Annotated in this window: 19 protein-coding genes and 1 pseudogene; 10 read left to right on the top strand and 10 right to left on the bottom strand. The window is 58.4% G+C overall.

Going from position 1 to position 21,811, the window contains the following annotated elements; all coding sequences use genetic code 11:
• Window positions 1-13 precede the first annotated feature (13 nt).
• The gene (locus QD356_RS07990; RefSeq protein WP_192837726.1) at window positions 14-844 is read left to right on the top strand and encodes a hypothetical protein; all 831 of its coding nucleotides are present in this window, start codon (window positions 14-16) and stop codon (window positions 842-844) included.
• A 415-nt stretch (window positions 845-1,259) separates the two neighbouring features.
• Here QD356_RS07990 and QD356_RS07985 read toward each other — a convergent pair.
• Window positions 1,260-2,347: pseudogene (locus QD356_RS07985) on the bottom strand (IS3 family transposase).
• A gap of 586 nt (window positions 2,348-2,933) precedes the next feature.
• Between QD356_RS07985 and QD356_RS07980 the strand changes: the two are divergent.
• The 3 genes from QD356_RS07980 (at window position 2,934) to QD356_RS07970 (ending at window position 4,695) form a co-directional block, all read left to right on the top strand.
• Window positions 2,934-3,299 (top strand): hypothetical protein, encoded by a 366-nt coding sequence (locus tag QD356_RS07980; RefSeq protein WP_192837727.1) that lies wholly within the window; start codon window positions 2,934-2,936, stop codon window positions 3,297-3,299.
• A gap of 215 nt (window positions 3,300-3,514) precedes the next feature.
• Window positions 3,515-3,883 carry a histone-like nucleoid-structuring protein, MvaT/MvaU family gene (locus QD356_RS07975; RefSeq protein ID WP_192837728.1) on the top strand — a complete coding sequence of 123 codons (369 nt, stop codon included), beginning with the start codon at window positions 3,515-3,517 and terminating at the stop codon, window positions 3,881-3,883.
• A 428-nt stretch (window positions 3,884-4,311) separates the two neighbouring features.
• The gene (locus tag QD356_RS07970; protein WP_192837729.1) at window positions 4,312-4,695 is read left to right on the top strand and encodes a hypothetical protein; all 384 of its coding nucleotides are present in this window, start codon (window positions 4,312-4,314) and stop codon (window positions 4,693-4,695) included.
• Window positions 4,696-4,780: 85 nt separating this feature from the next.
• On the opposite strand, the gene QD356_RS07965 is transcribed toward QD356_RS07970, so the two are convergent.
• From QD356_RS07965 to QD356_RS07925, 9 genes are all read right to left on the bottom strand, one after another.
• Entirely contained in the window at window positions 4,781-6,073 is a 1,293-nt protein-coding gene (locus tag QD356_RS07965) for a VWA domain-containing protein (protein WP_192837730.1), read from the bottom strand.
• Between the two features lie 67 nt (window positions 6,074-6,140).
• A complete protein-coding gene (locus QD356_RS07960; protein ID WP_192837731.1) occupies window positions 6,141-6,500 on the bottom strand; it encodes a hypothetical protein in 360 nt (119 codons plus the stop codon).
• A 521-nt stretch (window positions 6,501-7,021) separates the two neighbouring features.
• Window positions 7,022-7,921 (bottom strand): tetratricopeptide repeat protein, encoded by a 900-nt coding sequence (locus QD356_RS07955; protein WP_192837732.1) that lies wholly within the window; start codon window positions 7,919-7,921, stop codon window positions 7,022-7,024.
• Window positions 7,922-8,779: 858 nt separating this feature from the next.
• Entirely contained in the window at window positions 8,780-9,367 is a 588-nt protein-coding gene (locus QD356_RS07950; protein WP_192837733.1) for a PadR family transcriptional regulator, read from the bottom strand.
• Between the two features lie 132 nt (window positions 9,368-9,499).
• Entirely contained in the window at window positions 9,500-11,494 is a 1,995-nt protein-coding gene (locus QD356_RS07945; protein ID WP_192837734.1) for a TonB-dependent receptor, read from the bottom strand.
• Between the two features lie 101 nt (window positions 11,495-11,595).
• Complete coding sequence (locus tag QD356_RS07940) at window positions 11,596-12,279, bottom strand: class I SAM-dependent methyltransferase (RefSeq protein WP_192837735.1); 684 nt, start codon at window positions 12,277-12,279, stop codon at window positions 11,596-11,598.
• Entirely contained in the window at window positions 12,276-13,127 is an 852-nt protein-coding gene (locus QD356_RS07935) for a heme ABC transporter ATP-binding protein (RefSeq protein WP_192837736.1), read from the bottom strand. Before QD356_RS07935 ends, QD356_RS07940 begins: the two co-directional genes overlap by 4 nt.
• 1 nt (window position 13,128) lies before the next feature.
• A complete protein-coding gene (locus tag QD356_RS07930; protein WP_225996333.1) occupies window positions 13,129-14,154 on the bottom strand; it encodes an iron ABC transporter permease in 1,026 nt (341 codons plus the stop codon).
• A gap of 23 nt (window positions 14,155-14,177) precedes the next feature.
• Window positions 14,178-14,996, bottom strand: a complete 819-nt coding sequence (locus tag QD356_RS07925; protein ID WP_192837738.1) for an ABC transporter substrate-binding protein — start codon at window positions 14,994-14,996, stop codon at window positions 14,178-14,180.
• Between the two features lie 637 nt (window positions 14,997-15,633).
• On the opposite strand from QD356_RS07925, the gene QD356_RS07920 reads away from it, so the two are divergent.
• The 6 genes from QD356_RS07920 (at window position 15,634) to QD356_RS07895 (ending at window position 21,807) form a co-directional block, all read left to right on the top strand.
• Window positions 15,634-16,302, top strand: a complete 669-nt coding sequence (locus tag QD356_RS07920) for an ABC transporter permease (RefSeq protein WP_176677398.1) — start codon at window positions 15,634-15,636, stop codon at window positions 16,300-16,302.
• 45 nt (window positions 16,303-16,347) lie between these two features.
• Entirely contained in the window at window positions 16,348-17,529 is a 1,182-nt protein-coding gene (locus tag QD356_RS07915; RefSeq protein ID WP_192837739.1) for an ABC transporter ATP-binding protein, read from the top strand.
• A gap of 4 nt (window positions 17,530-17,533) precedes the next feature.
• Window positions 17,534-18,265, top strand: a complete 732-nt coding sequence (locus QD356_RS07910) for an ABC transporter permease (RefSeq protein WP_192837740.1) — start codon at window positions 17,534-17,536, stop codon at window positions 18,263-18,265.
• A 102-nt stretch (window positions 18,266-18,367) separates the two neighbouring features.
• Window positions 18,368-19,249, top strand: a complete 882-nt coding sequence (locus QD356_RS07905) for a glycine betaine ABC transporter substrate-binding protein (protein WP_192837741.1) — start codon at window positions 18,368-18,370, stop codon at window positions 19,247-19,249.
• Between the two features lie 164 nt (window positions 19,250-19,413).
• A complete protein-coding gene (locus QD356_RS07900; RefSeq protein WP_192837742.1) occupies window positions 19,414-20,799 on the top strand; it encodes an MmgE/PrpD family protein in 1,386 nt (461 codons plus the stop codon).
• A gap of 165 nt (window positions 20,800-20,964) precedes the next feature.
• Entirely contained in the window at window positions 20,965-21,807 is an 843-nt protein-coding gene (locus QD356_RS07895) for a nitrilase-related carbon-nitrogen hydrolase (RefSeq protein WP_131432377.1), read from the top strand.
• The last annotated feature ends 4 nt before the right edge of the window (window positions 21,808-21,811 follow it).

Genomic DNA, 21,811 nt, shown 5'->3' with positions numbered 1-21,811 from the left:
CTTGAGGTGTAATTTGTTAAAAGAAAATCCGGGATTATTAAGTTTTCGTGAGATACAGTATGCTGTAAAAGCGCATAGAAATACGAATTTAGCAGCGTATTTCTTATTCTTCGCAGGTGTTTTTCTTATTTTGGTGAGTGTAGCCTTTGAGTTATTCATGTTATTCGATGCCAGACGATTGGATGGCCAGGTCATTGGTGCCTCACTGATCATTTGTCTTATTGCTTTCTTTGGGAAGGTTCTGATAAATACTTCACGTACCTGTAAGTACGTCCTGCATAAAGAAAGAGCTCTTGTACAAGGGCCGCTTAGGAAGGTCGACATCAGTCATCCTAATGGTCCCACCGCGTCATTTTACTTCATTGGTAATTGTCAACTGATCATGCCGCCTGAGGCTGATTGTTTTTGTGAACTAAATGTTGAGAAGTATACTGAAGCCTCAGGCGTGTTACTGACTCGTGAAACAACTAGCGCAAGTAACTCATCTCGATTTAAAATCTCACAGAAAGCTGGTTTTGATGGCCCAAAGCTCGTTGTATTAAACTATTACGACCACGTCGATATTGATAGCTTATTGGAACGTCATGGACTAAATTACTTTACTTATTTGTTGTGGATACGGTTTATAACGGGTACTATCTTTATGACATTGTTCGGTATTGGACTGGCTTGGTTTACCTCTACTGGATTAAGATTAACATATCCGACGGCGACATTTATTGGATTAATGGTGGCAAACTGTATTCTATGTTGGGTAATTGACGTACAATTGGAAAATTGGGTATGTAAAAGAAAAAACTACGGAGACACTACCCATTTAAAAAGATTATCTGGAAAAGTGTAATATAATTACATTGCTTCAGGCCGACTCCGTTTATATCGAAAGCTCAGCCCGAGTCGCTTGGCATGCTTGGCAACCGTTACAATGCTGATGCCGAGCATGCTGGCCACGTCCTTCATGGTCTTTCCCGCGGCATGAGCCTCTACCAAAAGCGGGTCATGGGAATCGTTCCGCCAACAACACCGGTGACTCTCTGCCTGTGGGCTATTGGCTTTAGCCTCATGGGCCAGGCTGCGGCATTTATCGTGCCGTATGGTAGATCCATTACCTCCGCGAGAATGCCGGGGCCATGCTCTTCTTAGTACTTTCGCAAGAAGGACTTTTCATGGGGGAGAAGTCGATTCACCTTTTGTGCTGGTCCCCTGAGGGCGGACACATTTTAAGCCGCAGCTGCCAGTTAGATCTCCCTCGGTGACTGTTAGCTGAGGGGCGAGTGGAGCCGGCAGCCGTCATGCACCATCTCGAAATATTCGACAACATCGCTCCGTGCTGTCTGGCGAGTTTCATATCCTTGGTCAGCCAGTCGATCACTTTTCAGTGAGCCGAAGAAGGGCTCCATGAAGGCATTGTCCCAGCAATTCCCTGGGCCTGGAGCTCGTGCCGATCCAGCGTGGATCGGTAGTCATGCGATGAGTATTGGCTGCCTCGGTTGCTGTGATGGAACAACACACTCTTGGGCTGCCGGCGCCCCACAGCCATCTCCAGGGCGTCCAGAACCAACTGCGTGCACATGTGATTTGCCATTGCCCAGCCCACCAGCTGCCAGTCGTGGAGGTTGAGCACCGCCGCCAGATAGAGCCATTCTTCCAGCGTCCAGAAGGCTATGATATCGGCTACCTAATCCAAGTTCGGCGCCGCTACCATGAATTGGCCGTTCAACAGGTTGGGCGCCACCGGCAGGATGTGCTGACTGTCGGTCGCATGACGCCAGCATCGCCGTTACCGTGCCTCGGCGCCGGCTTCCCGCATCAGGCTGCGGATCTGGTAACGGCCAACTTGGCAGCCACGGCGCTCCAGCTCTTTGGTCATGCGGTGTCTGCCGTAGCTACCGCGCTTCCGGCGATGGATCTCTCTGGTCTTTCGGGGCAAGGCCTGTCGATGGCCATCAGGACCACACTGGCGCCAGGCATAGAAACCGCTCCGGCTGACCCGCATGACTCGACACTCCACGGCAACGGGGTAGGCGGCCTTCTGCGACTCGATGAACTGGTATCTCAGCTCGACTCTTTGGCGAAGAAAGCTGCCAGTTATTTAGAATGTCCTTGTCCACCTGAAGCTTATTAATTTCTTCGCGGAGTGTTTTTATCTTGCCGTTACGATCGTCCTCCTGCCGCTCGGGGTTGCTGGAAACCTGCTGATGGTGCTTGCGACACCAACGGTCTAGCATGCTGCGCTCTATTCCCAGGCGCCGGGCGGCCTCGGATACGGAATACCCCGATTGGTCACCAGGCTCACCGCATACGCCTTGAATTCATTGGACACTCGACATCGAGGTTTCTTGATTATGAACACTTCCATTGCCTCCATTAGGTGGCTTATCGATGTGTCCGATTCAGCTCTTGGCCTATCTGCTAGTGACAACCTAGAAAGGTTAACGATTGGAGCCCGGCGTAAGAAACAAGGTGGTTAAAGCGATTGGAATAACCGGCTACCACACGGCAGGGCCACAAATCGGCGCCACCTGGCAGAGCTTGAGAAGTGCTTTGATCATAAGTGAGTGATGGGTCAGGGATCATTAATTGGAGTGATTTACCTATGAACATTCAATATGCTAACTACAATTACAATGAAGCGAAGGCTTCGTGTTTGGCAAAACCTCCAAGGGTCTCGATGGGCTTATAGTCGTAGAAAAGTCCCGGTATTGGGAAGTTATACAGGAGCTGATCAGTCAATCACTTGGTGCGTACTCCTGAATTGAATAACACTCCGCGCGATTGGCTACCGTCCACGCAGAGGGCAACCCCCACGAGCTAGCCCAAGATAATCACAAGGTAGAAGGGCAGGAGTGGAGCAACTTCAGGATGCATGACGCCGGGCACTGACAGCCGGCAAGCGAGAGGATCTCGGGGAGCTCACCGAGGTCGCGAGTCTGGTGCTGGTCATCGCGGCATGGAATATCTGGCGGTTGCAGGATGGTATTGGCGCCAAGTTCCATCTGTCCGCTGCCGTCATGATGCTGTCGCTGCTCAGCCTGGCCTGCAACCTTCTGCATACAGTCAAGTATGAAGGGTGGCACTACGAAGACTATGCGTTCCAGAAGGGCGGGTTCGTAGCGCTGGATGTCGTGTTATTACTGTTGATCACCATCATGATTGGCATTGTGACCGTTACAGCATGGCTGTACGCGCCGAGGTCGTCATTGAATCGCTCGCTTATGTTCCGCATTATTCGGGGCAGTTGTTATTTACCAGCCTGCTGGCGGGCTATGCAGCGATGCGATTTTAGACACACTGGCTAGTTGACCTGACCGTCGGACCAAATCATGGCCTTGGCTGGGAGCGTGCCATGCAACGCAGTCTATAAAAATCCCGTTATCTTGCATATTTCTAGCCCTGCCACACGGTAGGGCTTATTTTTTAAAAAATGGGTTTGCTCATGGGCGTTTCTTGTTATATTGAACCCAGTCACTAATTAATTTTTGTCCCTGCTGTTCTGCCTAACGAGGTAAATCCCATGTCTGCAGTACTGAAGCGTTTTATTGAAGCGGAAGCTCGACTCAAGCAAGCCCAGCTCGATTACGAGAAGATGCAAAGCGACCCCAAGTTCCAGCGCGCGATGGAAGTGAAAGAAAAGCTTCATGCGCTGCAGGAAGAGTATCAAATGTCTGCGGACGAAATGGTCGCGCTGATCAAGCCGGAAGCGGTTGATGAATCTGCACCGAAAGCGTCTAGCACTCGCCAGAAGCGTCGCATGAAGAAGTACGTCAACCCGCATACCAACGAAGTGATCGAGACCCGTGGCGGTAATCACAAGGGCCTCAAGGAATGGAAGAAGGAATACGGTGAAGAAGAAGTCGAATCTTGGGGCGGCTTCATCGAGTGAACTTCGTCCGTAGCTGAAGTATGTTGAATGCCACAGGCCGTCCACCTGTGGCATTTTTTGGTCATGACTGACCCGTTATCGCCGTCGAAGATCGGTTATTGAGCCGTGCGACACTATCCTTGTTTGGAGGAATCATGATCAGTACAGAGACTGGCCGACAATATAGTATCTATGGCACTTGCCTTCTGCCGCGCATCACAGGCCAGGAAAAATTGACAGACACGGTGCTTGCGTGGGATTTGCGTCACTTGCAGCAAGTCATCGTGGACGGCGAGACCAGTGATCACCCTGTCCATAGAGAGCACCTATTAAAGAATGACAAAAATACTCTGGGTGCCGAACGACTAATTGGCGCTCGGCCTAAAATAATCGGCCTACTATTTCGGGACGGTCAGTATAGAACCTTCCGACGGCCCAGCCAGGACGAGATGCAGCAACTGGCCAAGCTACTGCAATTCATCGAGCCTCCCCTGGACGTGCCGATTCTCGATGAGCGGGGATACTGCTTCGAGGAGTGCGTCCAGATCGTCGCGGCTCGCAGCCCAACCCTTCCGATTCCGGCCATTGCCGTGACCGTCATGCTGTGCTTCGCCCCAACCGTACTGTCCAACGTTGGCCTGGTGGATACCGCATCACCGGGCTTCAGTGAGCTCAACTGGTGGCTATTCTTCGTCGTTCTGCCTCTGACAAGCCTGCCGTTCATGTACCTGCGCGCGAAAGCGTCGTTGGCCAGGTGGCAGCGTCGTTTGAGCGAAGAGGAGGCAGACTATCTGAATCGACTGGTGGCCGTCGGGGAACAGCAGGAGTTCTGAGGCGCCGGTGGCGGGGGCTGTGCGCGAGCCCCACGGGCACCCAAGCGAAGACGGGCTTGGGCGCCCTGTCATTGGCGAGGCTGGGTTACAGCAATGCGTTTGACTTCATCGTGCGCAGCCAACCGGGAAATTCATTGAGCAATTGCGCGTAGAGACTGTCATCCGTGACGTTGGTGAAGTTGTCTATGTTGAAGAAGTCAGAATTGTCGATGTCTCTGCCTTGGAGGTCATCCAGGTTCTCCAGGATGCCATAGTCCTGGCCGCCCAAGCCGACAAACTGCCAGAAAATCGGCTGTCTGCATGACTCCCGGATCACCTTTTCTATCTTGCGCGACTGTGTAATCCCCCCATCCGATATAAAGATCACCAGCACGGGTTCCGAAGCCCCGGCGAAGTGCCGGACTACGTCTTCCATGACATCCTTCTCATTATTGCCGGCGCCCAGCCCACGGAAGATAGTGAAGGGGAACAGTTTGCTGACATTCCGGGTCCGCTCGATGTAGTTCTCATAGTTGTTGACCGAGACGTTGCCGTACTTCTTGAACTTGGAGGCGAAGGCCCAGAATTCGATCTGGCCATCATTGTCTAGTTGAAGCGCCAGCGGCACGATACGCTCTAGGACCTGCTGAACATGGCCCTTATGGTACTGGGAATACATTGAACCAGAGCCATCGAGGACAAACGCCACACGGGCCGTGACATCCTCCAGGTTGTGCTTCTTGAGATTGAGCGCGATCGGCTTGGCGAAGTCGATCAGCTTGGGGGCGTGCTGCTCCAGTTTGACTGACAGCGCCTTCTCGATGTCGATTTTCGGGGCTGGGGCTGGGGCTGGGGCTGGCGCGGACGCGGGGGTCGGGGGCGGGGGCGGGGTATCAGCCTCTGACTTATAGCCGACGTGAACGCCATAATTGGTCGCCAGGGGGGCAAGGCCGCCTTCGAAGCCGGCACCGATCGCCTTGAACTTCCAATCGCTGTTATGGCGATAGAATTGCCCCAGGATGAGCGAGGTGACGGACAGGTTCTTGGGGTCTGGCGAGAACTCGGCGACACCTTTCACGGACAGCCGGATAGACGACGCTTTGCTGAAGGCTTCCTCCCCATCGAGCACGATCGTAATGGCCAGCCTTTCCACATCGGCAGGAACGCGCGACAGGTCGATCATGAACTGATCATTCGTCATCTTGACCGAGCCATCGCCCGTTTCCGGCTGGTTATAGAAAATGAAGTCGCTGTCGGAACGGACCTTGCCATCCTTGCCCAGCAAGAAGATCGATTTATCCACCTCGCCAGCGAAGCCCGGTGCGAACTCCGTTGTAATATCGACGGCGAGTTGATGGTCTTGCAGTGTCGTGTTCAATCCGGCAGTTAGCTGCTTCATGCGTTCCTCTGAAAGTGAATTATTCCGGTTCTCTTGCGCGAGTCATGGGGGCCGGTGCCGACTCCCTTCACCGCGCCTGCTGACTGTTGTTGAGGGCTTCTGCTGCCCGGCGCGCGCTCTCGGACGACTTGCCGGCGCAGTCATGGTTGAACTGACTGGATAAGCGACGCTGTTCGTCCACCCGCTGGTTATAGGCATTCACCGCAGACTGGTTGTAGAGATCCAGCGTGCGGGAGTCCTCGGAGAGCTGACGTTCCAGGTCGAGCATCTGGTTGTACATGATGATGCATCGCTCCATCGCCTCATCAGAGATATAGGCAGTGGACATACCGCTCGAGGAGGGTGGCACCTGGTACTCTTTGGCGATCGCCACAGCCGGCAGGGTGAACAGGGCTCCCAGGGCGGCCCCTGCAATCCATTGCTTCATTGTCGAGTCCTCGACATGTAGTTTGTAGTACTGCACGTGGCGGCCCCTCTGTCATTGTTCTCTCTGGGGCTGGGTTGCCTCAAACGTTCCAGTTGCTCCGCCAGCTCAGTGGTCATCACCACATCCCGGCAAAGCCCGCCGAAGCCGATGAACGTATAGGGCTCACCGTAGACTTAAAGGGCTCTTCGACATTTCATGTGTGGTTTGACTTTATCCAGCATACGCACAACGGGCTGCTGTTCAGGAAGATATCGCTATGCAGTTGCTTTCGTTTCGATAGCCGTGAACACGTGACCAGTCGGCTTGCAAAAGACCCTTCATGCTTATCGTTTACGGTTGACTGTCAGGACTCGTCTGATTTGTTATTCACTTGATGAATCACTGTGATTGTCGTAAATCAGACGAGGCCTGTAGGTTGTAGATAGTATATCGAGACCCGTAACGACATGCGATACAATCACCTTGGGTGAACTAGATCAAGCGTCATCATCACAAAACAGCTGTCGTTCAATCATGCTTATTTATAAGTTTTCCGGTGTCGGTAGCGGATCATTAGCATTACGATGACTTGCAAGGCGCTCGGCTTGCTTGATTTGTTCTGTAGACAGCCCCTTGGCGATATCCCTAAGTTCTGGCGCTGCATCCTGGTAACCTTTATCTTCTGCTATCATATAATATGCGTACGCTAATGTTTTGTTCTCAGGAAGAGACTTGCCATGTCTGTAAAGCTCTCCTAGGCTGATGTAACCGTTTACGTGCCCCTGAGAGGCGGAATTGCGATACCACTTGATTGCCAATTCCATATTTTTCTCGGTACCAAATCCGTGTTCATATAAATGGCCAAGCATGTTTTGTGAAGGGGCGTCTCCCCACTGCGCGGCTTGTTTGAATAGCTCAAGGGATTTACTATAGTCCTGTTCTACGCCAGACCCTTCAAAGTACATATGTCCAAGCGAAAACAGCGCTGGTTGATAACCCCTCAGTGTCGCTTGGCGATAGAATTCAGCGGCTTTTGCTTTATCTTTCGGTACGCCACGACCGGTTTGATACATATATCCCAGTAAATAGTTCGGTCTGGGCGTATCCGGCTGTACTGCTTTTTTTAACCAGTAAGCCGCTTTTTCATCATCATTAGGAACTCCAATACCATTAAGATAATGAGTGGCAAGTGTTACCTGTGCAGACCATTGCCCTTGTTCTGCTGCCAGTTCATACCAATGCGCAGCTTTACTGTCGTCCTGCGGTAAACCATATTCACCACTCGAGTAATATGTTGCTAAAGTCTCCTGTGCCTGGCTATTTCCTTCCTCTGCGGAAATCGTTATCCGCTGAATATATTCCTCAGGAGTTTCACTCAAAGCTGGTGTAGCAGCTGTGATCAGGAGGCATGCGACGAGTGCCGCCTTTGCTAGCAATTTCATATCAATCTACTCGTTACGATGTGAAGCTATATAATATAGGTTGCATATGTTTGTGTCACTTATGGACAGAGACGACATTATTGAGACTGTCATTCTCTGATACATTCTATACGTTGAGCCTACGTTTAACTCTTGTCGGCAGCCAAATACTCAGATCTCAGGACCGTTCGCTGACAAGCCTTTCAGTATTGATGCTCACTGGATCATCGATATCATCACTGGCCGATCTACCTCACCGCGCAAGGCATTCATGGAGTTGGCAGACAGTGTGAGTTCACACTGAAAATCCCCCCATTATCCTTGCAAACCGGGGCCGAGCGGCAAGAGGGGGGCTAAGCACCCAGGAAAAAGCGCCTATCCAAGGGTAGCGTCATCAGTCGTGATGAAACGCCCAGCAATTATCCAGGGCCTCTGTTCTCAAGGGTAGGGAATGCAAGCGTCTTGAGGCTCAGGGGCCATGTGAGCTGGAAGCTATGGCGTCTGCCCGCAATTACAAGCGTGAACCGAGTGGATGAGCCTTTGCGCCTCCTGGCACAAAATCTGGTTCATGTTGCTTCGATGGATTATGGGACATACAGATTGCGCTCATTCTTGTCGCTATCATTTCACCTGAGTGCTTCGAGAAAAATACTTTGAGTCGGGTGTCAAGCATATTGCGTCAGGCAGACAACGACTCACACCGCTGTGAGTCAATCGTGATGCCATAGGCCAGGAGCCAGCTCAGCCCCCCTCCATGACGAGCTGTCATGCTTTCACGGACAGAGCGCCCAAAATCTTGCTTCTGTTATAGAGGGCAAGAATCCAGGTGGTGAAATATCGTAGGCAATCTGCCTGTACATCTCCCTTGCCTTTCTATCCTCATTCACGGGCTTCATGGCGAATGCGCGCTATGGTTTCCTGCAACAGTTGCAATATGCGTCGCTGTGCTTCAGGCGAGGCGCCGCGGCTTTCATGCAAGGCAGCTTTCATGTCCATCCGCGCGGTCAGCAGCTCCTGTGCCAACGGCATGGCCTGCGTCTCGTCCGCGAGGCTGTGGCGCAAGTCAGCGAACAGGGCATTGAGCTTGCGGCCTGCCGAGTCCAGGCGGGACCTTACCTGTTGGGCGCTGGCATGGTGCTCCGTCAGATAGGTGCTGCCTTCCCGAGTCAGGCTGTAGTACTTGCGGCGGCCTTCACGTTGTTGCGTGATCAGCCCCTGCTCGGCGAGACGCCCGAGCACCGGATAGAGCATGCCGGGGCTCGGGCGATAGAAGCCATTGGAGAGCGCCTCGATGCGATCCCCAAGCTGACTGCCGTAGCTTTTCTCCGCGTCGAGCAGGGCGAGGGTCACCAGGCCCAGGTCATGGGCAGACAGCTTGCGTGTCGCCGGCATGCCCAGTGGCAGGGCATTGGGTACGTCAGAGGGTGGCAGGGAAGGGCCGTGATCAGAGTCAACCGGAGGAAACATCGAGACGCCTTTGGATGAAGAAAAGAGTGCGCGGCGCGCTGTCATGAGAAGCAGCGGATGGCAGTCAGGGCTCATCCGCTGCTCGGTGTTACGGGGTGTCAGACGCTTTTGGGTCGTATTGGTGCCCGAACGTCAGAATTGTACCTGTAGTCCGGTATTGAAGCGGCGGCCATCCAGCACCGTGCCATAGGTGTCCTGATCAATGGTCTTGTCGAAGAGGTTGTAGATGCCGCCGTAGAGTGTGACGGTCGAATTCAGTCGATGACGGACACCGACATCCACCAGGGTATAGCTGGGGTAGGCATCGCTTAGCCCGCTGTTGGTGGCGACCTGCTCTGCCTCTCCCTTGTAGCGAGCCTGGGACCATACCCGCGTGCGGGGAGAGGCCTGCCAGTCCAGCCCCAGGGTCGCGCGGTGGCGAGGCTGATCATTGAGCGGCAATCCCTGATTGTCACCGCTGCGCTGTTCGCTGTCAGTGAAGCTGTAGGTGGCTCGCAGGTCGACGCGTTCGCCCAACGGCATCCCCAGATTCAGTTCGACCCCATTGACGGTGGCCTTGTCGACATTGATGTACTGATAGATTGCGGTGTAGTCATCGCCCTGATACCGGCAGCTGGCATCGCCCTCGCGCGTGTCGCAGACCACGGGGGAGTCGATCTTGTCCCGATAATCGGTGTGGTAGAGCGTCGCGCCTGCACTCAGCCCATCATCGCCTTGCCATAGGGCAGCGATTTCATAGGTGGTGCTCTTTTCCGGCTCAAGGTCGGAGTTGCCGACATTGCGACAGTCTGCGCAACCAGGCCCGCCGCCACCCTCTATCCAGTTGGAATCGCCTTCCTTCAGATCCGGGGTTCGGTAACCCGCACTCACGCCACCCTTGAAGGTCAGCTGCGGTGTGGCGGTATAGACGCCGTACAGTCGCGGCACGATCTCATCACCGTAATTCTCGTCATCGACCCAGCGCACACCGGTAGTCAGGGCGAAACGCTCGGTCAGGAACCACTCATCCTCGGCGAACAATGCCATGTCCCAGCGCTCGAGATTCTCCTCGCCGAAGCCACGTCCCGGATTTTCCGTGCTCTGCTCCCGGTACTGGGCACCTAGCGTCAGCAGGTGAGCGCCGAAGGACATCACGGTGGCACTGTTGGCTGTCACTCGTTCGTAGGTGGAGTGATAGCTGTTGTCATCCTGCTCAAGCGTTTCACGTTGCAGATAGCTGCGAGTGGTCAGCCCATCTTTCCATTCGTGGGTATGCCGCAGAGTCTGGTGTTGGCGCTCGGTTTCCAGATCGTGGTCGCTGCCCGTGCGTTCGGCATCGGCCAGGGTGTCCTGGGTCCCTCGGCCGACTTCCAGCGAGAGCCGGTTGTCGGTGTCGGGGGTCCAGGCCAGCTTGGCATTGAGGTCGTGGCGCTCGTAGTCGCTGTAGCCACCTTCGCGATGGTCTTCATCGCGCTGCAGGGTGGAGCCGGTGATCGTCGCGGACAGCCGGTTCTCGATCAGAGGACCGCTGACGCGGAACTGGGCCTTCTGACGGTTGCCGGAATCGGAGTCTTCCTGGATCAGGGTGTCGAGATTCAGTGAGCCGCTCCAGTCCCGGCCGGTGGGGCGGGTAATGACATTGATGACTCCGCCCAGCGCATCGGAGCCATACAGGGTCGACATCGGGCCGCGAATTACCTCGATGCGCTCGATGGCCGAGATGGGGGGCAGCCAGCCGAACTCAGCGCCCGAGCCATAGCCGTTGTAATACGCCTGCTGGGAGCCCTGAGGGATGCCATCGACCAGGATGAGGGTGTACTTGGCATCCAGGCCGCGAATCGAGATCTCGCCCGTGCCTCCCTTGCTGGACGGACCATCGTCCACGTAGACGCCAGGCACATCCTGCAGCGCTTCGCTGATGTCCCGATATGACTTGCCCTCCAGCTGATCGCGAGTGACGACCGTGATGCTGGCGGGGGCATTCATGGGGTCCACGGCGTAGCCGGACGCTGAGGCAGAGGTGACGGTCATGGTCTCTAGCGATTCGAGGGTTTCCTGTGCCTGGACACTGCCAGCGAGACAGCACAGTGAGGCGCAACTGGCGGCAAGCCGACGAGAACTGACGGTGAGCGTATGGGGCTGGTTCATGAGGTGTGTGGGGTCCCTTGATCGTTATTGGTTTCAGGGAGTCACGGGGGCGGCATTGGAAGGCCGGCCTTCTTGAGGGCCGGCTCGATACTGCGCAGATATCAATCCTGATAGCGAGAAACGCTGAGCATGCCTTTGCCGAAGGGGATCAGGCGCGATGTGAAGTCTTCTGCGTGCTGGATCTCGTGGCGAAAATCACCCGGCACGCCCTCGAAGTGATCCAGATTGTCGGCGACCACGAAGGCGCCGGGCGCCAGGCGGGGTTTCAGCAGGGCCAGTACAGGGAGGTAGAGCGACTTTTCGCCATCGAGAAACAGGAAATCGATGCTGTCGCCAACATCCGCGAGGGTTTCCATCGCATCCCCGAAGCGAATGTCGACGCGGTGCTCAAGGCCGGCATCACGCAGGTTGTTAAGAGCGTGCTCTCGCTTGTTGGCGTAGTACTCGCTGCCGATCACCTGGCCGTCATTGTCTTCGGCAGCCGCGGCCAGATAGAGGGTGGAGATACCGAAGGAGCTGCCGAACTCGACGAAGTGACGCGCCTTTGCGGCGCGCGCCAGCATGTACAGCAATGCGCCCTGGGCCGGGTCGATGGACAGGTAGGCATGTTGAAAATGACTGGCGTCGCGGAAGTCTTTCCCGGAGCGGCGCAGCGCGGTGCCACTGTCACCGCTGGCTGCACGGGCCTCGCGTTCCTGGCGGCGTGTCTCCGCCTGGTGGCGCGCCAGGGCGTGTTCTCGTTCGAGGGTGTGCGCCACGTTGGCGCGATTCAGAGTGTCGGTCATGAGGGGGCCTTTTCGGGAGATGCCTGGGGTTCAAGAAAGTCATGCGACTCAAGAGGCTCTTGGGGTTCAAGAGCGTCATGCGGGGGGTGAGCGTGGTGGGTCGTGACGACCACCGGACAATGACGGTGAGGGTGAGACATCACGCAGACAGGCTGGCGGTAGACGCGGGACAGACGTTGCTGCTCCAGTACCTGCCAGGGTGTGCCCTGCGCGACCAGCCGGCCTTGATCGAGCAGGACCAATCGGTCGGCATGAGCGGCTGCGAGATTCAGGTCATGCATCACGGCGACCACGCAGTGCCCGCGTGAGGCCCACTGTGCGGCCAGTTGCAGGAGGCGCTCCTGATGGCGCAGATCCAGCGCCGCGGTCGGCTCATCGAGCAACAGCAGCGACGCCTCCTGGACGCGCACTCGGGCAAAGGTGGTGCGTGCCTGTTCGCCGCCGGACAGGGTCATGGCATCGCGGCTGGCCAGATGAAGGATTTCCACATCGGCCATGGCCTTCGCGATGCAGACGTCATCCTCGTTCGGCGGGAGGTCGCGCAGGGCGCGTCCCATGGCGACGACTTCATCGACTCGATAGGCGAAGCGCAGCACGTTGTCCTGTGGCATCACGGCGCGCCTGGCGGCAAGATCGCGAACGCTGTACTCCGCGATGGAGCGGCCTTCCAGTCTCAGTTCGCCCTTGCTTGGGAGACGATCACCGGCCATCAGTCCCAGCAGGGTCGATTTGCCTGCGCCATTGGGGCCGATCAGAGCGGTCAGGCTGCCGGCTGGGCATGCCAGCGTGATGTCTTCCAACAGCTGGGCGCCATTGAGCGTCAGTGACACCTGATGCAGATTCAACATGTCAGCTCGCCTCCGGGCCGCGTCGTCTGGCGACCAGCCACAGGAAGAAGGGCCCACCGAGCGTGGCGGTCAGAATTCCGATGGGAATCTCGTTGGGCGGGTCCAGGCTGCGGGCCCCCAGGTCGGCCAGCAGCAAGAGAATTCCGCCGCCCAGAGCGCTCAAGGGCAAGAGATGGCGGTGGCCGGGGCCAATCAGGGTGCGCATGAGGTGCGGAACGACCAGCCCGATGAAGCCGATGGTTCCGGTGAAGGCGACGGCGGCGGCTGTCAGCAACGCGGTCAGGGTAATGAGCTTGAGTCGCAGACGTTTGACATCGACACCGGCATGGCGGGCCTGGCGTTCGCCGAGGGCGAGCAGGTCCAGTGGCACGGCCTGACGTCGCAACAGCAGCAGACCCAGCAGCGTGAGTGGTGCGATGGTCATGACCGGCAGCCAGGAGACACGCGCCAATGATCCCATTGACCAGAACATAAGGCTTTCCAGCTGCTCGACACTGGCCAGATAGGTGAGGTAGCCGGTCAATGCGCCGGCAACGGCATTGATGGCGATCCCGATCAACAGCAGGCGCGAATTGTCACCGCCGTTGCTGGCGGGCTTCGCCAGCAGGTAGATCAACCAGGCGGTGACGAAGCCACTGCAGAAGGCACCGACGGGTAGCGTCCAGGCGCCCAGAGTGTCGATGCGCAACACGATGATCATCACGGCCCCGAGAGAGGCACCGCTGCTGACGCCGACGATGCCCGGGTCAGCCAATGGATTGCCGAAGAGCCCCTGCATGGCGGCGCCGGCCACGGCCAGAGCGGCACCGATCAGCAAGGCCATCAGGGCGCGCGGCAGACGAAGCTCCCACAGCACGGCGTGAGCAAGCGCGTGGTTGGCGTCGTCAGCCCAGGGGGCGGCCAGAGCAGACAGCACCTCATTGAGCGGCAGGGATACCACGCCTGTCGTGAGGCTGATGCCCAGCCCCGCCAGTGCCGCGAGTGCCAGCCCCTGATAGAGGCGTTGGGTGAGAGCAGGTCGCCGCAAGGCCAGTCCTGAGGTGAGATCCGTCATGGGGCGTACAGCGCCTCGGCGAGAGAATGGGTGGCAAGGCCGCTGCTGGCCCCATCGAATTTGATGGCGGCATGATCCAACACGATCAGGCGCTGCTCACGGGCCGCCGGTGTGTGCGCAAGCCCCGGGACCTTGGTCCAGACGCCTTGCTTGCCACCGAGCGCCGCTAGCTCGAGCTCCGACACCAGTACGGCGTCGGGCGCCATGGCCATCACCCCTTCGGCACTGAGGGTCTGATAGCGGTCAAGTCCGGCCTCGGCACCGACATTGATGGCGCCAGCACGTCGGATCAGGGCATCGGCAGAGGTGGCGGCGCCTGCTCCCGTGACGGTGCCGCTGGTACCGGCTCCGGCGCTGGAGATATGCAGCAGGCGTGGCGTGCCACCCGTCTCGCTCAACGCCTCGGCGCTGGCATAGTCGGCTTGGATACGCGTGACCAAGGCCTGGCCACGCTCTGGTTGCCCGATCAGCGCTGCGAGCCTTTCCACTCGTTCGACGGCGGGCAGGGTGCGTTCCAGCATCACGTGGGGGATGCTCAGTCGTTCTGCCTGCTCCATGACATTGGCGTCCCGCTGGGGATTGCCGCCAATCAGCAGGTCGGGATCATGGGCGAGCAGCCCCTCGATGGAGGGCTGACGATGAAAGCGCTCCACTCCCTGCAATCCCCGGGCGAGAGTGGGGTCCTGCGGTACCAGAACGAGTTGTTCCTCTGCGCCGAGCGCGACGATGATCTCTGCATGGCCGGGGTCCAGCACGGCAATGCGGGAAGCCGCCTGCGAGAGTTGAGGAATGGCCAGTGCTGATGCCAGAGACAATGCCAAGCACCATCGATGAAGTGGTGCCGTATTCAAGATATTGCGCATGGTGACGGTATCCCCCGGGTGGCGACGCAGATGGCGAAATATCTTACGATAATTTGAATGATAATCTATATCATTAATGTTTAAGGGGCTAGCGGTATGTGGCTGAAATGGCGAGCCCCAAGTTTCACTGCGGCTCGCATTGCCGACGCTCACTGCCATCAGCTCTCCCTGGCATACTCTCCAGCGTGCCCTCAGTGGGATGTCGTGCGTCGTTTCGCTGTGCGCAGGGCCTGCCCATATATGCTAAATAGATGATTTATAAATTGTTTTGTCTTTTTTGTTACCATCGTCGCGGACAAGGCGGATAGCGGTGGCGAATTGGCCCCAAACCTGCAGAGCGAAACGGTGATACCTGTCGTCAGTGAGTCAGTCGTGCTCTCGGGCGCGCGTGGCGCAAGGAGGATCACCGTTCTTGATAACTAGCATTTTGCATGCTCATTCAAATCGATAAATAACTGCTATCTCGCTTTGCTAAGCTAAGCAGATTCCCGCACCGACCGGCTTCCGTCGTGCCTGACGACTCTGATCTTTCGGAGTGCGCCGCGGTGTGGAGTCTGTGCAGAACACAATAAAAGCAAGGAGATCCCGCTTGGAACTGATCCAGTATGCTCTGGACAATCTGGAGCTCTTGACCACACGCACGCTTGAGCACATCTCGCTGGTCGGGGTGGCGGTGGGAATCGCCACCCTGACGGGCGTGCCCATCGGTATCGCGATCACCAAGAACGAGCGAGCCGCCAAGACCGTGCTGTATATCGCCTCGATCATCGTGACGATCCCTTCCATCGCGCTGTTCGGCATCATGATTCCGATCCTGTCGTTGATCGGGCAGGGCATCGGCTATCTGCCGGCCGTGATCGCCGTGCTGCTGTATTCGCAGTTGCCGATCATCCGCAACACCTATACCGCGATCAACAATGTCGATCCGGCGCTGCGCGAAGCCGCCAGAGGGGTGGGCATGAGCCAGAATCAGCGTCTGTGGATGGTGGAGATTCCGTTGGCCGTGCCGATCATCATGGCCGGTGTACGCACCGCCGTGGTGCTGAATATCGGGGTGATGGCGATTGCGGCCTATATCGGTGCCGGAGGGCTTGGCACCTTCATCAGTCGAGGGATTTCCCAGTCTGATCCTCGGCAATTGATTGTCGGGGCGGTGGCGGTCAGCGTGCTGGCCATCCTCGTCGACTATGCATTGTTGGCGCTGCAGAAGCGCCTGACGCCCAAGGGCATGGACCGCACCACAGCGGCCGCCGCCTGAGGCGTCATTCGCGCGCCATTCTGCCAACACGACAAGGAACGCTTCATGATCGAACTCGACAACCTGACAAAAGTCTTCGATACCCCGAAGGGCGCCGTGACGGCGGCTGACAATATCAGCATGAAGGTCCCGAGCGGTGAGATCTGCATCCTGCTCGGCCCCTCCGGCTGCGGCAAGACCACCAGCCTCAAGATGATCAACCGCATCATTCGCCCGACCTCGGGGCGAGTGCTGATCAACGGGGAAGATACCACCAATCTCGATACCCAGGAGCTGCGCCGCAACATCGGCTACGTGATCCAGCAGATCGGTCTGTTCCCGAACATGACCATCGAGGAGAACATCACCGTGGTGCCCCGGCTGCTGGGCTGGGACAAGACGCGCTATCGCGAGCGTGCCCGCGAGCTGATGCGCATGATCGCGCTTGAGCCCGATGCCTTCCTCAAGCGCTATCCGAGCGAGTTGTCCGGTGGCCAGCAGCAGCGCATCGGCGTTGCGCGTGCCCTGGCGGCGGACCCGCCCGTGATGCTGATGGATGAACCTTTCGGGGCCATCGATCCCATCAATCGCGCGGTGATCCAGGATGAGTTCCTCAAGATGCAGCAGGATCTCAAGAAAACGATCATGTTCGTCAGCCACGATATCGATGAGGCGATCAAGATGGGCGATCGCATCGCCATCTTCCGCGGCGGCAAGCTGGTGCAGTATTCACCGCCCGATGAGTTGCTGGCCGCGCCGAAGAACGAGTTCGTCGAATCCTTCCTGGGAGAAGACCGCGCTCTGAAGCGCCTCAATCTGGTCAAGGTGCGCGACCTGGCCAGTGAAGACATCGGCATGGTCACGCCGGATGACACCCTGACCACGGCGCTCGAGCGCATCGAGGCCTACGGCTACCAGAACAGCATCGTGATGGTGAACGACAAGCGTCAGCCGGTTGGCATCATCAGTGCCGCCATCGCTCGCACCTCCAAGGGCCATTGCCGTGATCACTTCCAGAGCGTGCCCGTCGTGGTCAGCCTGGAGGATGACCTGCGCAAGGTGGCCTCGCTGATGTTCGCCAATGACATGACCTGGATGCCGTGCGTCGATGACGAGGGGCGTATCGTCGGCCAGATCACCCAGCGCGCCATCACCCATCATCTGGGTTCGCGCTATCGGGCGCATGCGGGTGGCGGGGCTTCTGGCCAGCAGGGTGAGATGTCCGCGACCGCGCTGCACAAGGAGTAAGCCCATGCCGACACTGAAATTCACGGGCTTGCTGCGGCTGGTGGCCGTGGTCGCGATCTTCATGGCCGGGGTCTGGAGCCAGTCGAGCGGTGTGATCGAAGAGTTCCTCTTCTATATCCCCGATATTCAGTTTCTGACGGTACAGCACCTCTGGTTGACGGCGCTGTCCGGCGGGCTGGCGATCCTGGTCGCGGTTCCGCTGGGCATCATCCTGTCGCGACCGAGCATGACGCGCTACGCCGAATCCGCCATGCAGGTGCTCAACGTGGGCACCACCATCCCGACGCTGGCGGTGCTGGCCCTGTCGATGGGCTTTCTGGGCATCGGCACCGTGCCGGCGGTCTTTGGGCTCTTCGTCGCGACTCTGCTGCCCATCACCCGCAATACCTACACGGGGCTCAAGGGCGTGTCACCGGCCTTGAAGGAAGCGGCGGCCGGGATCGGCATGTCGCCCCTCCAGCGTCTGGTGCGGGTCGAGTTGCCCAATGCGCTGTATGTGATGTTCGCCGGGATTCGTACCGCCCTGGCGATCAATGTCGGCACGGTACCGCTGGCCTTCCTGATCGGCGCCGGTGGACTGGGGGAGCTGATCTTTACCGGGATCGACCTCTATGACCCCATCATGATGCTGTCCGGTGCCATCCCCACGGCGCTGCTGGCGATCGGGGTGGATGTGCTGGTGGCCTTCGTGGCCTTCCTCGTGGTGCCGCGAGGCGTCAACCCGGCGCGAGCATGAATGAAGACCCACGCGCCGACCCGCTCGGCGCGTGGTGACAGACTGCACGACCTGAACAACAACAACCGGCTGGACCGAAATTTCACAGGATAGGAGAACACCATGAAGACCTTGACGACTCTGCTGACCGGCGCGGCACTGGCCGCTTCACTTTCCACGGCGCAGGCTGACGAGATTGTGGTGGGTGGCAAGAACTTCACCGAACAACAGATCCTCGCCAGCATGACTGGGCAGTACCTGGAAGGCCTGGGCTATGAGGTGGAAGAGCGCTCCGGCATGGGCTCCGCCGTTCTGCGTCAGGCGCAGGAAAACGGCCAGATCGATCTCTATTGGGAGTACACCGGCACCTCACTGATCAACTACAACGATGTCAGTGAGCGCCTGAGCCCGGAAGACACCTATGCCCGCGTCAAGGAGCTGGACGCCGAGAAGGGCCTGGTGTGGCTGCAGCCGTCTGCGGCAAACAATACCTACGCACTGGCGATGCGTGAGGCGGACGCCCAGGAGCGCGGTATCGCCTCACTGTCCGACCTCTCACAGGCGGTCAATGACGACAAGGGGCTGTCCTTCGCGCTGAACGCCGAATTCTACGCGCGTGATGATGGCTGGCGTCCGCTGCAGAAAGCCTATGACTTCCGTGTCGGGCGCGCCGACGTCAAGCGCATGGATTCCGGTCTGGTCTACCAGGCACTGCGTGATGGTCAGGTCGATGTCGGCCTGGTGTTCGCCACCGATGGCCGCATCCCGGCGTTTGATTTCACGGTGCTCGAGGACGACAAGGGCTACTTCCCGGCCTACGCCCTGACACCGGTGGTGCGTGAGGAGTCGCTCAAGGCCAACCCGGAACTCGAGTCGCAGATGAATGCGCTGTCTGCCGAGCTCAATGACGACACCATGGCAAGCCTGAACGCCCAGGTCGATGTCGAGAAGAAGAGCATCGAGCAGGTCGCCGAGGACTTCCTGAAGGAACACGGCCTCAAGTGACCTTCAGGTACGCCTGATCCTCTGACAGCGAGGCTCAGGGGCCATGCCAGCACGACAAGGCCGCCTGCGGGCGGTCTTGTCGTCTCTGGCGGCCGCGTCTGCCTCGCTCGCAACTGTCCCCATCCCGTTGGTCATTTCCGTGTCTGCCAAATTGGAGAAGTCCCATGTCTGCTCCGGATTGCCTGCCTCAAGCTTTGCCCACCTCTCATGCTTTGCCCACCTCTCATGGAGCTGCCGAGGATGGCCTGGCACCTGCGCCGCTGTCCCTGATCCATGAATATGATGACACCCGTCTCAGCGCAGAGCAGCTGCACCAGGCCAAGCGCTGCCTGCTGGATCTGCTGGGCGTCGCGGCAGGTGCGACGCGGACTCCCCTGGCGGCCAAGGCGGCTCGCTACGTCACGCGTCAGCACGGCGGCGACTTGCCGTTGTTGTTTGCCAGCGGCACGGCCTCTTCCAGTGGTGTCGCCCTGCAGGGTGGCTGGTTGATCGATGCGCTGGATGCCCACGATGGCCAGGTGCTGACCAAGGGGCATGCGGGGGTAGCCTTGTTGCCCGGTCTGCTGGCGCTCCCGGAAACCCGGCAACTCAGCGGTCATGCGTTTCTGGCGCTGCTGGCCTATGGCTATGAGGTCGCCACGCGCGCGGGCATCGCCTTGCATGCCCAGAGTCCCGATTACCATACGTCGGGGGCCTGGAATGCGCTGGGCGTGGCCGCAGTGACTGCGCGCCTGCGCGGCTTTGATCGTGAGATGTTGCACCACGCGCTGGGCATCGCCGAGTTCTACGGGCCGCGTAGCCAGATGATGCGCTGCATCGATCATCCCACCATGCTCAAGGATGGCTCCGGCTGGGGCGCGATGACCGGCATCTCGGCGGCGCTGCTGGCGGAAGATGGCTTCACCGGAGCGCCGGCATTGACGGTCACGTCGCCGGAGGTCGCTGCGCTGTGGCAGGACCTCGGCCAGCGCCATTATCTGTTCGAGCAGTACTTCAAGGCCTATCCGGTGTGTCGCTGGGCGCAGCCGGCAGTGGAGGCGGTACTGTCATTGGCAGATGCCGTGTCTGAGCCTGACGACATCACGCGTATCGAGGTCATCACCTTCCATGAGGGCAAGCGGCTGCATGTCACGCATCCTGATACCACGGAGCAGGCGCAATACAGCCTGCCGTGGTCGGTCGCCTGTGCCCTGGGGCGGGGCAGCGTGGATGTGGAGGGCGTCTGCGATGCCCTTGACGATGACGGGCTCAAGGCGCTGGCGAGCAAGGTGGTGATCGAGGAGGATGCCGCATTCAATGCCCGTTTCCCCGCCGAGCGCTGGGCCCGTGCGCGAATCGTGCTGAAAAGTGGTGAGGTGCTGGAAAGCGCAGACCATGAGGCATTGGGCAATCCGGACAAGCCGCTGACGGATGCTCAGGTGCTGGCCAAATATCAGGCCCTGGCGGAGCCGGTGCTGGGAGACCGCGCGGCCAGGTTGCGGGATGTCGTGCTGGACCTGGAGTCACGCCCGGTCTCCGAACTGCTGGCGCTTCTGGGCGCTCCAGCTTGAATCTGGCGGCCGCGGCTGACATTCTGCGCGGCGCTTGATTCTCATTGGCCTGCTTTCTGGCCTTGGCCCTGGCCTTTCCCTTGGTTTTCTACCTGACCCTGACCCTGACCCTGACCCTGGCTTCTGCTGTTCGTTGCCTTCTCTTTTCATTACCGAGACTTGCCCATGCACCATCAAGATCACCTGCGCGTTGGCGCGGCCCAGATCAACGCCACCCTCGGCGATATTGAGGCCAATCTGGAACGTCATCTCGACATCATCCATCAGGCGCGGGATGTCGATCTGGACCTGCTGGTCTTCCCGGAGCTGTCGCTGACGGGCTATGGCATGGGCAGTCGGGTCATTGATCTGGCCTTTCCGCCGCATGACCCGCGCTTGCTGATGCTCGCGCGTGCCGCGGGCGACATGCAGCTGGTGGTGGGCTTTGTCGAGGAGGCCAGTCCGGGGGAGTACTATAACGCGCTGGCGATTCTGCAGCACGGCGCGCTGCAGGCCGTGCATCGCAAGCTGAACCTGCCGACCTATGGCGGGCTGGAGGAGGGCAAGCTGTTCACCCACGGCAGCGACCTGACCCAGAACGATGTGCGCGAAGGCTGGTCAGCCACCTCACTGATCTGCGCGGACCTGTGGAATCCGGGCCTGGTGCACGCCGCCATGCTCGCGCGTCCCACCGTGCTGTGTGCGCCGATCAATTCGGCCTCGGGCATCGTCAGCGATGATTTCTCCAACGAGCAGAACTGGGCGATCAACCTCCAGTTCTACGCCATGACCTACGGCACGCCGGTCATCATGGCCAATCGCTTCGGGCCGGAAGGCGGCAGTCACTTCTGGGGCGGGTCGCGAATTCTTGGCCCGCGCGGGGAAACACTGGCCCAGGCGGAAGACCGCGAGATGCTGATACATGCCGAGCTGTCGCGCACCGCGATCGCCAAGGCCCGTTTCGAGCTGCCGACACACCGCGACGCCGATACGCCGCTGGTGCGTGACCTGATGCTGGGCTATCGCTGAGCGA

This window comes from Cobetia sp. 2AS, assembly GCF_029846355.1.
In the GTDB taxonomy this organism is placed as follows: domain Bacteria; phylum Pseudomonadota; class Gammaproteobacteria; order Pseudomonadales; family Halomonadaceae; genus Cobetia; species Cobetia amphilecti.
This window is presented reverse-complemented; position numbering and strand designations above follow the sequence as displayed.